General features: G+C 64.8%; 16 protein-coding genes. 6 read left to right on the top strand and 10 right to left on the bottom strand.

Annotation, left to right across the window (positions count from 1 at the left end; translation table 11 throughout):
* Positions 1–54: 54 nt before the first annotated feature.
* Together ABIA40_RS07125 and ABIA40_RS07120 are read left to right on the top strand one after the other, a co-directional pair.
* A complete protein-coding gene (locus ABIA40_RS07125; protein ID WP_011088265.1) occupies positions 55–600 on the top strand; it encodes a response regulator in 546 nt (181 codons plus the stop codon).
* A 28-nt stretch (positions 601–628) separates the two neighbouring features.
* Positions 629–1207, top strand: a complete 579-nt coding sequence (locus ABIA40_RS07120) for an Hpt domain-containing protein (protein WP_271544643.1) — start codon at positions 629–631, stop codon at positions 1205–1207.
* A gap of 138 nt (positions 1208–1345) precedes the next feature.
* On the opposite strand, the gene ABIA40_RS07115 is transcribed toward ABIA40_RS07120, so the two are convergent.
* The 5 genes from ABIA40_RS07115 to folE all read right to left on the bottom strand — a co-directional run bounded on the left by ABIA40_RS07115 (position 1346) and on the right by folE (position 5206).
* Positions 1346–2521, bottom strand: a complete 1176-nt coding sequence (locus ABIA40_RS07115) for a DUF2336 domain-containing protein (RefSeq protein WP_275511197.1) — start codon at positions 2519–2521, stop codon at positions 1346–1348.
* Between the two features lie 11 nt (positions 2522–2532).
* Positions 2533–2745, bottom strand: a complete 213-nt coding sequence (locus tag ABIA40_RS07110; RefSeq protein ID WP_275511198.1) for a hypothetical protein — start codon at positions 2743–2745, stop codon at positions 2533–2535.
* 62 nt (positions 2746–2807) lie between these two features.
* A complete protein-coding gene (locus tag ABIA40_RS07105; protein ID WP_404540198.1) occupies positions 2808–3827 on the bottom strand; it encodes a transglycosylase SLT domain-containing protein in 1020 nt (339 codons plus the stop codon).
* Between the two features lie 236 nt (positions 3828–4063).
* Positions 4064–4486: a phosphoribosyl-AMP cyclohydrolase gene (gene hisI, locus ABIA40_RS07100; protein ID WP_271544651.1), complete on the bottom strand. Its 423-nt coding sequence runs from the start codon at positions 4484–4486 to the stop codon at positions 4064–4066.
* Positions 4487–4513: 27 nt separating this feature from the next.
* Positions 4514–5206, bottom strand: a complete 693-nt coding sequence (folE, locus tag ABIA40_RS07095) for a GTP cyclohydrolase I FolE (protein WP_036010520.1) — start codon at positions 5204–5206, stop codon at positions 4514–4516.
* 252 nt (positions 5207–5458) lie between these two features.
* Between folE and ABIA40_RS07090 the strand changes: the two genes are divergently transcribed.
* Positions 5459–5914: an iron-sulfur cluster assembly scaffold protein gene (locus tag ABIA40_RS07090; RefSeq protein WP_036044037.1), complete on the top strand. Its 456-nt coding sequence runs from the start codon at positions 5459–5461 to the stop codon at positions 5912–5914.
* A 106-nt stretch (positions 5915–6020) separates the two neighbouring features.
* Here ABIA40_RS07090 and ABIA40_RS07085 read toward each other — a convergent pair whose 3' ends face one another.
* Positions 6021–6917 carry a hypothetical protein gene (locus ABIA40_RS07085; RefSeq protein ID WP_275499012.1) on the bottom strand — a complete coding sequence of 299 codons (897 nt, stop codon included), beginning with the start codon at positions 6915–6917 and terminating at the stop codon, positions 6021–6023.
* Between the two features lie 254 nt (positions 6918–7171).
* Between ABIA40_RS07085 and yidD the strand changes: the two genes are divergently transcribed.
* Positions 7172–7510, top strand: coding sequence for a membrane protein insertion efficiency factor YidD (yidD, locus tag ABIA40_RS07080; protein WP_271544655.1), 339 nt, complete (start codon positions 7172–7174; stop codon positions 7508–7510).
* Positions 7511–7599: 89 nt separating this feature from the next.
* Entirely contained in the window at positions 7600–7806 is a 207-nt protein-coding gene (locus ABIA40_RS07075) for a hypothetical protein (RefSeq protein ID WP_036044035.1), read from the top strand.
* Here the strand turns inward: ABIA40_RS07075 and ABIA40_RS07070 are convergent, their stop codons facing one another.
* Both ABIA40_RS07070 and ABIA40_RS07065 read right to left on the bottom strand, forming a co-directional pair.
* Positions 7807–9021: a hypothetical protein gene (locus ABIA40_RS07070; RefSeq protein WP_404540190.1), complete on the bottom strand. Its 1215-nt coding sequence runs from the start codon at positions 9019–9021 to the stop codon at positions 7807–7809. It abuts the gene before it with no gap.
* A gap of 2 nt (positions 9022–9023) precedes the next feature.
* The gene (locus ABIA40_RS07065; protein WP_404540187.1) at positions 9024–10391 is read right to left on the bottom strand and encodes an APC family permease; all 1368 of its coding nucleotides are present in this window, start codon (positions 10389–10391) and stop codon (positions 9024–9026) included.
* Between the two features lie 361 nt (positions 10392–10752).
* On the opposite strand from ABIA40_RS07065, the gene ABIA40_RS07060 reads away from it, so the two are divergent.
* Entirely contained in the window at positions 10753–12075 is a 1323-nt protein-coding gene (locus tag ABIA40_RS07060; protein WP_404540184.1) for an alpha/beta hydrolase, read from the top strand.
* 37 nt (positions 12076–12112) lie between these two features.
* Here the strand turns inward: ABIA40_RS07060 and ABIA40_RS07055 are convergent, their stop codons facing one another.
* Both ABIA40_RS07055 and ABIA40_RS07050 read right to left on the bottom strand, forming a co-directional pair.
* Positions 12113–12478, bottom strand: a complete 366-nt coding sequence (locus ABIA40_RS07055; protein WP_157280621.1) for a hypothetical protein — start codon at positions 12476–12478, stop codon at positions 12113–12115.
* 89 nt (positions 12479–12567) lie between these two features.
* On the bottom strand, positions 12568–13743 hold the full coding sequence (locus ABIA40_RS07050) for an MFS transporter (protein WP_271544665.1): 1176 nt from the start codon (positions 13741–13743) through the stop codon (positions 12568–12570).
* Positions 13744–13814 lie beyond the last annotated feature (71 nt).

The following is a 13814-nucleotide window of genomic DNA, read 5'->3' as shown; positions in this document are numbered from 1 at the left end:
AACTCCCGGCACGATATGGTTAACGAAGGTTGACCCGCTTTTGGCCCGGGCGTCATGTTCCGTATCGACTTCAACAAGCTGCGCTTCCTTGTCTGCGACGACAATCCGCACATGCGCCGCATCCTGCGGACGCTGCTGCATTCGTTCGGCGCGCGCGAGGTCTATGAGGCCGAGGACGGCGCCACGGCGCTCGAAATGTACAGCCATTACGTGCCCGACATCGTCATCACCGACTGGGCCATGCCGATCTTCGACGGGCTTGAGCTCGCGCAGATGATCCGGCAGCCGGAATCCAAGGGCAATCCCTACGCACCGATCATCATGCTGACCGGACATTCGGAGAAACGTCGCGTCACGGTCGCGCGCGATGCCGGCGTCACCGAATTTCTGGCCAAGCCGATCTCGGCCAAGGGGCTCTATCAGCGCATCCTCAACGTCGTCGCTAATCCCCGCCCCTTCATCAAGACCAAGACCTATTTCGGCCCCGACCGGCGCCGCAACACCAACTCCGCCTATATGGGCCCGGAGCGACGCGTCGGCGAAAAGCACGAGGTGCTGCAGCAGCCCTCGCTGCTCGACAAGGCCCGCTCCACCATCTAGCGCAACCGCTTCAGACGAGGCAGGCATCATGGCGAAGAACAGCGCAAAGGACATCGAGGTCAAGGCCTTCGCCACGCACCAAGTCATCACGCAGCCCAATCCGCTGCGCAAGGTCCTGCGCCGCGTCGAAGAAAAAGACCTGGACGACCCGGTCGGCCGCGCCGAGCAGGCGCTCGCGCGCCTCTCCGGCGAGTTCAAGGACTGGATGGCGATCGAGGTCCAGCGACTGTCCGCCGCCTGGACTGCCGTGCAGAGGGACGGCTTCACGAAGAAACTGCGCGACGAGCTGTTTCACGCCGCGCATGACATCAAGGGCGATGCGGCGACATTCGGCTTTCCTTCAGCCGCAGGCATCGCCGAAAGCCTGTGCCGCGTCATCGAGCACGCGCCTGACCTGGAAAAGGTGCCGGCCGAGCTGTTCACGCACCACATCAACGCCATTCTCGCCATCGTGCACGAGAACACCAGGCTGGACAGGATCAGCGTCTCGGCCGAGCTCAGCCGCCGCCTGCGCAAGGTCGCCGACGATTATCTTGCCCACGTCAACCGCGACCGCCCCGAGCATCTCGAGGTGATCCTGGCACCGAGCATCGCACCGGCGGAATAAGGCCGAACTCTCTCCTCTCGTCATTGCGAGCGCAGCGAAGCAATCCAGACTGCCCCCGCGGAGGGATTCTGGATTGCTTCGCTGCGCTCGCAATGACGGAGCCTGTCTCTTCCGGCCCGCCTTATCGCGAGCTTCGAACTACGCCGCAATCAGATCGTCATAAACCGGATCGACCACATCATCCGCGACAATCTCGTCGCAGAACAGCCGTGCCTCTTCGCGCGCGGATTCGGTGGCGAAGCGGCGCAGCAGGACCATCAGCGGCTCGGTGGCGCCGCGATCGGACTCGCAATGGGTGAGCACGCGCTCGACCATGCGCCGGCGCAGCCGCACCGCGCCGTCGTCGCTATCGACGAAGCCCTGCTCGTGGCAGGCATCGAGCGCGACCTGGAACGCCGCAAATGTCGCCTCCGGAAGCCCGGCGCGACGGAGCAGCGCGTGCACGCTGTTGCCGCCGCGCTCGTGCAGCAGCGCCGAGACGCGCGCGAGCGGCAGATCGGCGAGCTCGGCGAGTGCCGCATCGAACAAGCCCAGATTGCCGGACAGTAGTGCACGCAGGATCAGGCCCGCGGTCAGCTGGCCGGTGACGCGCAAATGCCGGACCAGGCCCTGCATGTCATCGCCGCGCGAGCGCGCCGCGATGTTCATGGTGGAGCGGTCGCGCGCCTCGATGGTGATGCGGTCGGCGCGGTCGGCGCTCAGCCAGTTCCGCGCCACGACGAATTGCGCCAGCGTCTCGGAGAGCTTTGCCACCAGCGCAGCACGCGTTGCGGCCGGCAGATCCTCCAGCACCAGCATCGCCTCGCGGATCGCGGCGAGATGACCGTGACGCTCGACGATCCGGTCCCAGGAGAACGGGGCGAGCTCGGCATGGGGATTCTCGATCAGCTCCAGCGCGGCAGCTGCGCAGCCGACTTCGGCGATCGCGGCGCACACCGACACCGGCAATGCGATGCGGCGGGCGACTGCGCATTGCACCTCCTCGCCGCCGGTCGCGACGATGTCGACGAGATCGGCGTCGATCAAGAGCGGGGAATGTTCGAGCACCGGCAGCGCGACCGTCGGCTGATCGGCCGACAGCGCCCGCACGATTGCGGCCGGTGCATCGAGGCTGCGGGCAAAAGCTTCGGCCATCGCCTGCCGCACCAGCGGCGAGGCATCGTCGAGCAGCATCAGAAGCGCGCCTTCGGCGGCGATGCGATCGTCTGCAGAAAGGTCGGAGATCAGCCAGGCCCGGGCCAGCGCCCGTGTTGCCTCGGCCCGCTCGCCTGCGGGTGCCGTCCTGATCCAATGAATGAACTGCCGAACAATCATGCTGCTTCGGGCTACACAACAAACGAAAATGATGACGGCTCGTCACCTGCAACACAAAATAAACCACGACGCTTAACAAAGCGTTCACCATAACCGGCTGGTTTCATTGATGATTTGTTAAGGGAACAAAGCCGCTTGGCAGGAGTGCCCCGGACGCAGCGCAACACGCAAGTGATGCGCTGCTGAGCCGGAGCCCAGATGGTCGAGAGCAGTTTTTGTTGCATGGCTCCCGGCTCTGCGCAGCAGCGCTTGCGCGCCGCAGCGCGTCCGGGACACGAGATCTCGGCTAGCTCGAGAACGTGCCGCTGCGATCACTGAAGAGATCGAGCGGTTGCGGCGGCCGCACGTCGGGCGTTGCCGATGCGACCGAGGTGAGCGAGGCACTGTTGCCCCATAGTTTCTGCACCGTGGTCGAGACCGGCTGCGTGGCATCGCCGGGTTGATAGATCGAACGAAACACCGGCGTGCCCGTCGCATTGTCCGCGACATGTGTCGACGAACTCGCGCTGACGGGCGTCACTGTGCGGGCATTCGGGAAGGTCTGGAGATAGGCGGCGTTGTCCACGACAGGCGCAGTGGGCACCACTGCATTGGCACTCGCGACCTGCGTGGTCGAAGGCGTGGCGCCATACATCGCCATCGCGCTGCGGGTTACCTTTGAATTGGCCGCACTGGCATAGCGGCTGTCCAGGACCGAATAGACCTCGGAGACGCTGCGGGCGCGGCCGTCCTTGGCGTAGAAGATCGGGCGGTTGGCCGCCGCCGCGTTGGGAAACAGCCGCGCGCCGACGGCTTGCGGATTGTCCTCGGCATTGGCGATCAATTTCGCCGCGCCGCGGACGCCCATGAAATGGGCCATGTAGAGTTCGCTGTCGCTCGGCCTGCGCCCGAGCAGGCCGGTGAGCTTGAAGCTGTTCGACTGCGTCAGCGCCGCGGCCATGGCGGAAGCGGCTTCGGGATCGTCGCGCAGCTTCATGATCGACCGCTTCTTGACGGGATCGTCGACGGTGTAGGTCCCCGATGACGTCCTGGTGATGGCGTCGGCGTAGCTGCCGTAGCCGAGCTGGGCACCCGCTTCCTTCACCGTGCCGAGCCAGGTCTGGTCGATGAACTGGTAGAGCCCCTGCGCGGACGAGGTGGTGGCGGCGGCCGTCGGATTGAAGTCCGATTCCATCTTGGCCGTGGTCAGCATGTACTGGAAGCTGACGCCGGAGACGTTCGAGGCCTGCTTGATCGCACCGGCGACACGCGCCCGCGACGGATCAAGGCCGGCCGTCTGCGTGGCACTGAAACTGTCGATCGACATGGTGGAGGGCCCGCCCCGCGCGGCGCTGAGCGACGCCGGCAATTCGGCGCCCGTCGTCTCACCGTGGGACAGGTATGGTTAAGGAGGGGTTAATCCCGCCGCCCTGGTCATTCCGGGGCATCGCGAAGCGATGAGCCCGGAATCCATTGAGCTGCCCGTGACGCATTGCGATGGATTCTCAGGTGCGCAATTGCGCACCATAGCTCGCGCTGCGCGCGCCCCGGAATGACAGAGGACTACTTCTTGTAAACGTTGTCGGGATCGAACAGCCGGTCCGCCTCAGTGAAGACCAATCTCGCTCCCCCACCCTCGGCCTCGACCTTGCGGTAGAAGCACGACCGCCGGCCGGTATGGCAGGCCGCGCCGATCTGCTCGACGCGGATCCAGACCGCATCCTGATCGCAATCGGTGCGCATCTCGACCACGCGCTGGGTTTGACCCGACGTCTCACCTTTTCGCCACAAGGCATTGCGCGAGCGGCTGAAGTACCAGGCTTCGCCGGTCGCAATCGTCTTGCGCAACGCCTCTTCGTTCATGTGCGCGACCATGAGCACGTCACCGGTAGCGACGTCGGTGGCGACGACCGTCACGAGGCCAGCGGCATCAAATCTGGGCAGGAAGGCGAGGCCCTCCTCGATCTCATGGGAATGAGCGGACACAGCAACTCTCGCCGGTTTGTCGCGAGGTCAGCGCGTCGTGCCTCGCACCAGGGACAGGAAACGGGCCTGCTCCGCCGGATTGTCGCGGAACATGCCGGTGAAGCGGCTGGTGAAAGTAGAGGCGCCATGCTTGGCGACGCCGCGCACCGACATGCAGGTATGCTCGGCCTCGATCAGCACGGCAACACCGCGAGGCTTGAGGACCTCGTCGATCGCGGCGGCGATCTGCGCGGTCAGGTGCTCCTGGGTCTGGAGCCGGCGGGCGAAAATGTCGGTCAGGCGGGCCAGCTTGGACAGGCCGACGACGCGCTCCACCGGCGTATAGGCGATGTGCGCCTTGCCGTAGAACGGCATCATGTGATGCTCGCATTGCGAGGTGAACTCGATGTCGCGCACCAGGACGAAGTCGTCATAGCCCGCCGTCTCGCCGAAGGTGCGATCGAGCACCTCGGCCGGGCACTGGTGGTAGCCCTGATAGAGCTCGTCGAAAGCCTCGACGACGCGGCGCGGCGTATCGAGCAGGCCCTCGCGCTCGGTGTTCTCGCCGATATAGGCGAGCAGCGTCTTCACTGCCGCTTCCGCCTCGGCGCGCGCGGGGCGCGGCTGGTCGGCGCGGACGGCGGCCGCGAGGAATTCGGCAGGATCAAGCTCGGCCGGGCGGCTCTCGGGCTGCCGGTCGGAGGGCTTGCCCGGGCGGATGGATTTGATTGCAGCGTCCATATCTTCTCCGTTCGACGGCCTAACGGCCGGAGTGTCACCGGCAGACGGGGCGGCAAGCCGCCGGACGCCTGAACAGAACAAGTTTCGGTGCAAAAGTCCCGAGGTCACAACGCCGGCAGCCTAGATCTGGATCACCGCCACCGCATCCCTGGACTGTTTTTCCACCAGTTCCGCCCCTATATAGGACCGTGGGCGGCGCCCGCCAAGGCCGATCCGGCTGGAAGCGGGTGTGGACGCGTTGGACTCCATCACATGCTGAACGACATTTACAACAAGCGGATCATCGAGCTGGCCGGGAATATTCCGCGGCTCGGACGGTTGGCGGACCCCGATGCCTCCGCCACCGCCCATTCCAAGCTGTGCGGCTCGACCGTGAAGGTCGATCTCAAGATGAACGGGGACACCGTCACCGACTTCGCCCATGACGTGAAGGCCTGCGCCTTGGGCCAGGCCTCTTCATCCATCATGGCAAGTCACGTGGTCGGCTCGACTGCGAGCGAACTCCGTGAGTTACGCGAAACCGTTCGCAAGATGCTGAAGGAGAATGGTGCGCCTCCTCAAGGCAAATGGGAGGAGATCAAGTTCCTCGAGCCGGTCCGCGACTACAAGGCGCGCCATGCCTCGACGCTTCTCACCTTCGATGCCGTGGTTGATGCCATCGGCCAGATCGAGGCCAGAACCAAGCAGCCCGCCGCAGCGCAAGGCTGACCCCCTCTTCGTCATTCCGGGCGAACCTGCGTACCTCAGGTACGCACTTGCTTACCAAGGTTCGCGCTGACGCGCGCCCCGGGGATGACTGCCGATATTTAAGAGCTTACTTCGGCGCCGTCGCAGCAGCCGGCGTGGCAACACTACCGGTCGGCACCACGGCTTCCGCCGTCTTGGTCGACTTGGAAGCCTGCTCCGGTTCCGCGCCGAACCTCGCCTGCGTCTTCGGTGCAAGCTCCGCCATTGCCGGCGCCGAGATATCCACGTGCGGGAGCACGTCAGCCACGAGATCGGTCGTAACCAGATTGGTGAGCTTGAGCTCGCCGGCATCGAGCTCGTGCAGGTCCTCCCAGGGCGGGACGCTGAGCGCAAGCGACAGCAGATCCCCGGCGCCACCCATATCGAAGGTGTATTTGGCTAGGCGACCGATGTCGCGCTCCACGATCATCAGGTCCTGTGCGCTATAACTCGCCGCCTTGGCATCGTCGGCGCGGTCGCCCATCCAGATCTGGTGAACCCGGACATGAGCGGCTTCCGGCACGTACCGCTTCTTGCCGGCCAGCAGCAGGAACGCGCACATGGACTCGCAATACGCTTCCGGCGCGACGGCCGGCCGTGTCGACGGCCCGCCGCGGAGGCTCACGCCGACCGTGGTCAAAAGCCCGAGATTGCGGAAGCGCCGGCCGAGCGTGATCGCGTCATTGACGGAGCCGCCGCTGGAATCGAGCACTACGGTGGCGCCGCCGAGCTGGCGGCCCCGCGAAAACTCTTCGAATTCTTTGGGCGTATCGGCGGTGATGATGCCGACCGCACTGATCCAGCCGCGGCAGTTCGGCTCGCAGGCGACCCAGCTGAACTTCATCGGCAGCTTGCGCTCTTCGAGAACAGCGCCTGCGCGGGCCGACGATCCGAATGTCGCGACGGCACCTGCCAGCGCGACCCCACAAACGGCGGTTCCCACCAGCAACCAGCCGCGAAGATTAAGGGAGTTCAGAAGTCTCAATCTGGTTCCTTCCCCAAGCCCCAAGCCCCAAGCCACCAAACATTCCCCGGTAGCGCTATCTGAGTCCATCATACAGGCGTATGTTTCTACACACGGCCGTCATAAAAATGGTATCCGGGCGAATACAGATCGTCCACAGATACTTGCTGCAGTGCTCCCAAAAAAACACGCAAAATATGGCGCGGAAACAATAGCTTACGGTTCCCTGCCCCGGAACTATGCAACATCGCGCCTAAGGTCGCAGCAAAGCGCCCATGAAGCATTCAGCCTGCCAGCGCTGTTCCAGTTCGGTCGATGGTGTGCTCCGGCTGCCGCGCAGATTCGGCCGTGGGCTGATCTGGGTGTATCGCCATACGCTGTCGCCTCTGGTCGGGTACAACTGCCGGCATCTGCCGACCTGCTCCGCCTATGGCGATGAGGCGATCGAACGGTTCGGGCTGTGGGCCGGCGGCTGGATGACGCTCGCGCGCCTGCTCCGTTGCCATCCCTTCGGCACGTCCGGCATCGACAATGTGCCCCTCACCGCGCCCAAAGGCGCACGCTGGTATCAGCCCTGGCGCTATGGCCGCTGGCGCGGAGTTAACGCGCCCTGACTTGCGGTGCTCTGAACAGCGCCGCCCTGACCGGAACCTTAGACTTTCCGCCCGCGTTGTTTTGATGCTCCCCACGGGAGGAAACAACAATGCGCTGGAAAATCAGCCCGCATTTTCACGTCAAGCCCGGTCCGAATCTCGATCACAGGGCGCACGATCCAAGAACCATCGACCTGCTCGCCATCATCGCTTTGCTTGCGCTCGTCCTCGGCTCAGGCTGGTATCTTGAGAGAAGCCTTGCGACACAGCCGAGCACGACGACGTTCATCGTGCCGAGCCAGAGCGTGCATTGGTAGTCATCGGAACCAGTAGAACCGTCCCTGTGACGGAGGGATCGACTCCGGCGGTCGTAGCCGCTTCGGGCGCGGCGGCTTTGGCGCCGGCTCGGCGGCCGAAGTGGTCTCTGCAGCCGGTGCGGTCTCGCTGCCCGGCACCTTCACCGCCAGCAGCAAATTCGATTCACGCATGCGCCAGCGATAGCCGACGCCGAAATCGATCGGCTGGGCACGCGTGAACAGCTCGGCGTAGCGCTCCTGGTAGCGGCCGGGGAATTCGTCGATGGGGCCGAGATAGCGGCCGAACGGGAAGAACCTCCATTGCCGCGCATTGTAGTTCGCAAGCGGAATGCCGGAATCGTCCTGGATGATGGTGGCGCTGTTGGCGAGCAACCAGTCGCGTGCGACGGTGAAATTGCCGGAGTGCAACAGGTAGGACGCACTCTTGAGCAGGCTGTTGCCGGGCCCGAGCGTCTCGCAGAATTTCAGGAAGCCCGTGGCACGTGCGCCGGAATTTGAGAGGTCGGTCGCGAAATAATACAGCGTACGCGCTTCCCCGTCGCTGCCGGCAAAGCTGATGCGGACGCCGCGCGTCGCGTTCCGTCCGGGATTGTCGCCGCCGACATGTAGCCCGCCCTTGTCGTCGAGCGCGACCATCTCCACGTTGCGGATGTTCTTGCCGGAGCGGGCGAGAAAGACATAGAGGATCGGCAGGGTGCCGTTCACCTGGTTGGCGCTCAGGTCGACCTTCATCTGCTTGGTGATGAAGAACGAGAAGCTCAGGATCGAGCCAAGCGAGCGTTCGACGTTATAGAGCGCAGCGCCGACCGAACCGCGCGGCAGCCGCGTCAAATCGGGCACCGCGCCGACCGGCTCCAGCGCGCCGAGCACGTAGGTGCTGGCCTTGGAATGGAAGGCGTCGGCGTAGAGGAAATCGGGGCCGCTGAACAAATAGAACATGGTCGGTCGGGGCGCGGCCAGATTGAGGTCGGCCCAGCTGCGGATCTTCGAGAGCTGACGCTGCTCGAGCTGAGCGAAGGCGCCGTCGAAGAATTTGGCGTGACGCTGCCAGGCCGGGTCCCTGGTGAGCGGCACCAGCGGCGAGTCCGCCGAAGGCTGCATGCCCGCAAGGAAGCGCGCCGTGTCATCGAAGGTGACGTCTGCGGCACGCGCGGACGAGACGGCCGTAGCCAGGAGGACGAAAGCAACAGCCGCAATTCTCAGGGGGCGGAGCATGTCTATTCGGGATGCGGTGATGCGGCAGCGACGACGGGCCGCCTGCGGAAAACAGCGTAAATCAAAAGGCCGGAGAGCATGACGAGCATTCCCGACAGCGACTGAAGCGGCCGCTCCGTCAGAAGGTAGTACATCATGAACGCGGTCACGAGCAGAAACACGAGCGGCGTGAACGGGTATCCCCAAGCGCGATAGGGCCGCGGCAGATCGGGATCGGTGATACGCAGCTTGATGACGCCAGCGACCGTGAAGAACGAGCAGAACAACAGCGCGAACTGGATGAAATCGAGCACCGCCTCGAAGCTGCGCGTGAACAGCAGAAGATTGGCGATGGCCAGTTGGAACAGGATGGCATAGGCCGGCGCGCCGCTCACCGACCGTTTGGAGAAAACGCGCAAGGCGGGAATGTCCTCCCCCATCGTCATCATCACGCGCGGGCCGATCCACATCATCGCGCTGATCGAAGAGATCAGACCGAAGCAAATCATGGCGCCGACGATCCGACCGCCGAGACTGCCGAAGATGGCGGTGCCGGCGACACTTGCGACGTCGAGCTGGCCGGCGAGCGCGCTGACCGGCGTCGAATGGAGAAAGACCGCGTTCAGCGCGACATACAGCACGAGCACGATCAGCGTGCCCGCGAGCAGCGCGCGCGGCAGGTTCCGTTGCGGCGTCTTCATCTCGCCGATGATGTAGGTGGCGGCATTCCAGCCCGAGAACGAATACATCACGAAGACGAGCCCGATGGCGAACGGCGCGCTGACGATGTGAGCGATATCGCCGGGCTGCGGCGTGAAGCTGATCGGCTGCGGCACGGCGATGACGAAGCCGGCGACCAGGAAGGCGACGATCAGCACGACCTTGAGGACGGTCGAGATCAACTGGAATGTGGATGAGTGCCTGACGCCGGTCAGTTGCACCAGCGAAACCAGCCACACCACGCCGATGGCGAGCGGAATCGCCGGCAGATCGGGTACGACCGACTTGGCATATTCCCCGAACGCCATCGCGGCGAGCGCGACCGGCGCTGCGAATCCGACCGTGGCCGACACCCAGCCGGCGAGGAAGCCGAAGGCCGGGTGGTAGGCGCGGCCGAGGAAATTGTACTCGCCGCTCGAGCGCGGAAACATCGCGCCCAACTCGCTGTACGCGAACACACCGCACAGCGCGACGACGCCGCCAACCGTCCAGAGGAGCAGGATCGAGAAGCCGGACGGGATGTCCTTGACCTGGAAGCCGAGGCTGGTGAAGACGCCGACCCCAATCATGTCGGCCACGACGATGGCGGTGGCGACCGGAACGGAAACCCCGGCCCCCCTCCCGGTCAGCCGGTCCGTCCAGGGCGGGGTACCCGCATCTGATGCCGTCATCAGGGTCCTTGACCTCAGGCGCTTCGCCTCGTGGGGCCCATCGTGCACTTTGGCCCAGTCAATTCAAGCAGGGTTAACAAGGGTTAAATGAGGCAACGGAGGCAGGTACCAGACCACCGCCTAGACGCTTCTTTGGACGATATCTCTGGCTGCACCCGGAATTGCCCGTTCCGCTCCCCCACAATCAGGACACGATTGCATGGTCCTTTCGAGCGTTCCGGATGTGGGGAAGTTTCTCCGGACGCTTAACGTCGCCTAAACGCCAGTCGGCTCAATTGTTTCAAGATTGCCGATGGACGTGTGACTTGGACGTGTGACCTGGGACGTAAGACTTGGGTCGTGACTTTGGGGTCATGGGTGGATGGCCGGGGCCGCTCCTAAACTGAGAGCTGATGATCGTGCCGATCGGACACCGTCCGATCGGCATGATCGTGCGCTCCGGGCCGGTCTGATCTCAGTCATGGTGCCGTTGTCGCTGACGCTGGTTCAATGCGGCAAGGCGCCGGATCCGGCGGCGTTGGCGGCGAACTCCCAGGCGAATGTCCAGGTGGTCGCCAAGACCAATTCGCAGACCTCGAACGCGCGCGTGGCAAGCGGCGACACGTTCGAGGATCGCTTCCCTGCCCCGCAGTTTAGGGAGCGCTTTCCCTCGGCGAGTGAAAGCTTCCTGCAACGGCAGATGTCGGACCTTTCGCCCAAGAGCGCGGTCCAGCGACAAACACCGGAGCTGGCGTCCTACAAGGTGGCGTCGCTCGAGCCGCAAGTCCCGTACAAGCGCCCCGCCCGCGAGGATCTGACGACACTCGTCAGCATGAAGTCGTCGGCCTTCCCCTATTTCGGCAACAACCCCGCTTCCGACGCGCCCTTCCTCAACATTTCCAAAGGCGACCGCCGCGGCCACCGCAGCTATTCCGGCCGCGTCTACTGGCAGGACGAGACCTATAGCGACAGCCGCGTGCTGGTGCACGTGCCCGAGCATTTCGACCTGCGCAAGCCGGGCGTGATCGTGGTGTTCTTCCACGGCAATGGCGCAACGCTCGAGCGCGACGTCCGCGACCGGCAGATGGTGCCGAAACAGGTCACCGATTCCGGCGCCAATGCGATCCTGCTTGCGCCGCAGATGGCGGTCGACGCCGCCGATTCCAGCGCCGGAAAATTCTGGCAGCCGGGCGGCTTCAAGCGCTTCATGGCGGAATCGGCCGACCATCTTGCGCGCCTCACCGGCGATCCCAACAGCGCGCGCGCCTTCGCCAACATGCCGATCGTGATCGTCGGCTATAGCGGCGGCTTCCTGCCGACAGCCTGGAGCCTGGAGGTCGGCGGCATCAGCGACCGCGTGCGCGGCGTGGTGCTGCTCGATGCCGTCTATGGCGAGATGGACAAATTCGCGTCCTGGATCGAGAACCACCGTTCCGGCTTCTTCGTCAGCGCCTACACCCGCCACACCGCGCGGCGCGACCGCGAGCTGATGAGCATGCTCCGCCAGAAGGGCATCAGCGTCGCCGAGGACATGGACGGGCCGCTACGACCCGGCAGCGTGGTGTTCGTGGAGACCGGCGAGGGCATCACCCATCGCGACTATGTCACCCGCGCTTGGACGCGCGATCCGCTCAAGGACGTGCTGGTGAAGATGGCGGCGACGCCGTCGCTCGCGCTGACGCGCGTCGCCTCCACAAATCCCTAGCCGGGCCGATATCAGGTCTCGATATCAGTTCCAAATATTAGTTCCTGGGCAGCTTCGGAATGCTCTCTGCAAAGCCGTTGAAGCAGGCCAGCCGCTCGTCCTCTTCCTTGAAGAAGCGGCAGTCGGCATAGCCCTTGGCCTTGGCCGGCTTCGGCTTCGGCGCCGGCGGGATCACCGCGTCGTAGCAGTTGAGGCGATCCTTGGTGCCGTCGTCGATCTCGAGGCAGGCCTGGAGGCGGACGGCGATCGATTGCGGCTTGCCCTTTGGAGCGGCGGCAGCCTCCTTGGCGCCTTTCGGCTTGACCTGCACCAGCGGCTTGTCCCCCACCATGGGTGGCTTCTCGGTCTGCGCAAATGCGGAGGCTGAATAGAGCACCGCGGCAACCGCCAGAATCATCCTCATCTCAGTCAACTCTCTTTGATCCCCACGCCGGCCTTCTACCGCTCCCGCGCGAGGTTTGCCAAGCGCCTTGCGCGCACGACCTGCTGCGTTCAGGCGGTGGCGGCAGCCGCCCGCCGGGGCCGGGTCACGACCACCAGGATCAGTGCCAGCACGACGAAACCGACCGCGACGAAGCCGAGCGCGTGCAGGAGCTCGCGGGCGAACAGCAGCCCGCCGACGGCGGAGCCAACCGCCTGGCCGATATAGAGAACGGACGTGTTGAGCGCCACGGTGGCCGATGCGAGCGGCGGCGCAGCCGCGACCAGCCGCACCTGCTGCATCGAATTGGTCGAGGCGAAGCCAAGGCCCCAGATCGCTACCGCGCCCGCCATCATGACGAGCGAGCCGGCGCCGAGGGCCCACCCGCTCATCCCGGCAAGCAGCAGGCAGGTGAACAGCAACGAGGTGCGATAGGGCCCCGCAGTGTCGACGATGCGCGTGGCGACGACGACGCCGAGGAAGCCGCAGATCCCGTACAGCGCGAAGACCGAGCCGATCGCATCGGGACCGGCGCCGGTGAGCTTGTTGAGCAGCGGGCCCATATAGGTGAACACGACGAACTGCCCCGACATTTGCAGCATCGTGATCGCGAGCAGCAGCAGGATCGTCCTGCTTCGGCCGACGGCGGCCCATGTCTTCAGATCGACCGGTGCGCCCTGCAGACCCGCCGGCAGACGCAGCAGCAACAGCAGGAAGCTGACGCAGCCGAGCGCGCCGACCCCGCCATAGGCCGCGCGCCAGCCGTAGCGGCTGGCGATAAAGGTGATCAGCGGCAGGCCGACGGCGGCTGCGAGCGACCAGCCGAGGAAGAGGTACGCAATGGTGCTGCCGCGCCGTTCCGCCGGCACGATCAGCGCAGCCGTGCCGGCCGCCTGCGGCGTATAGAGCGAGCCGACTGCGAGCATCGCGAGCCGCATGATCAGCAGGCTGGTGTAATCGGGCGCAAACGCGGAGGCGAGATTGCCGAGTGCGAGCACGGCCAGCGTCGTGGCGAGCAGGGTCCGCCGTTCGATGCGGCTGGTCAGCCACGCCGTCAGCGGCGAGCCGACGCACAGCGTCACCGCGCCGAAGGTGATCAGGAGCCCGGCCGCGTGGATGCTGATCCCGAGCCCCGCCGACAATTCCGGCAGCATGCCCGCCGGCGCCAAGACCGAGCAGCCGGTCACGAGATTGCCGAGCATCAGGGCGGTTGGCGCGAAACGGCCGGCAGCTGGGGCGCTTTTCATGCAAACGCATGTAGCGGCGGCCTGCGACCGGTTAAAGGGTACAACGTCAAATAGTTGCGGGCTCCGCCCCG

This window comes from Bradyrhizobium sp. USDA 223, assembly GCF_044909005.1.
GTDB lineage: Bacteria > Pseudomonadota > Alphaproteobacteria > Rhizobiales > Xanthobacteraceae > Bradyrhizobium > Bradyrhizobium yuanmingense.
The sequence above is the reverse complement of the archived record's forward strand: the minus strand, read 5'-3'. Positions and strand labels throughout refer to the sequence as shown.

Bases quoted from the DNA above. Each gene is read 5' to 3' on its own strand.
- ABIA40_RS07125 (WP_011088265.1), top strand. From the start codon at position 55: ATGTTCCGTATCGACTTCAACAAGCTGCGCTTCCTTGTCTGCGACGAC.
- ABIA40_RS07120 (WP_271544643.1), top strand. From the start codon at position 629: ATGGCGAAGAACAGCGCAAAGGACATCGAGGTCAAGGCCTTCGCCACG.
- ABIA40_RS07075 (WP_036044035.1), top strand. From the start codon at position 7,600: ATGCGCTGGAAAATCAGCCCGCATTTTCACGTCAAGCCCGGTCCGAAT.
- folE (WP_036010520.1), bottom strand. From the start codon at position 5,206: ATGGACGCTGCAATCAAATCCATCCGCCCGGGCAAGCCCTCCGACCGG.
- yidD (WP_271544655.1), top strand. From the start codon at position 7,172: ATGAAGCATTCAGCCTGCCAGCGCTGTTCCAGTTCGGTCGATGGTGTG.
- ABIA40_RS07110 (WP_275511198.1), bottom strand. From the start codon at position 2,745: ATGCAACAAAAACTGCTCTCGACCATCTGGGCTCCGGCTCAGCAGCGC.
- ABIA40_RS07050 (WP_271544665.1), bottom strand. From the start codon at position 13,743: ATGAAAAGCGCCCCAGCTGCCGGCCGTTTCGCGCCAACCGCCCTGATG.
- ABIA40_RS07055 (WP_157280621.1), bottom strand. From the start codon at position 12,478: ATGAGGATGATTCTGGCGGTTGCCGCGGTGCTCTATTCAGCCTCCGCA.
- ABIA40_RS07070 (WP_404540190.1), bottom strand. From the start codon at position 9,021: ATGCTCCGCCCCCTGAGAATTGCGGCTGTTGCTTTCGTCCTCCTGGCT.
- ABIA40_RS07065 (WP_404540187.1), bottom strand. From the start codon at position 10,391: ATGACGGCATCAGATGCGGGTACCCCGCCCTGGACGGACCGGCTGACC.
- ABIA40_RS07105 (WP_404540198.1), bottom strand. From the start codon at position 3,827: ATGTCGATCGACAGTTTCAGTGCCACGCAGACGGCCGGCCTTGATCCG.
- ABIA40_RS07090 (WP_036044037.1), top strand. From the start codon at position 5,459: ATGCTGAACGACATTTACAACAAGCGGATCATCGAGCTGGCCGGGAAT.
- ABIA40_RS07115 (WP_275511197.1), bottom strand. From the start codon at position 2,521: ATGATTGTTCGGCAGTTCATTCATTGGATCAGGACGGCACCCGCAGGC.
- ABIA40_RS07060 (WP_404540184.1), top strand. From the start codon at position 10,753: ATGGCCGGGGCCGCTCCTAAACTGAGAGCTGATGATCGTGCCGATCGG.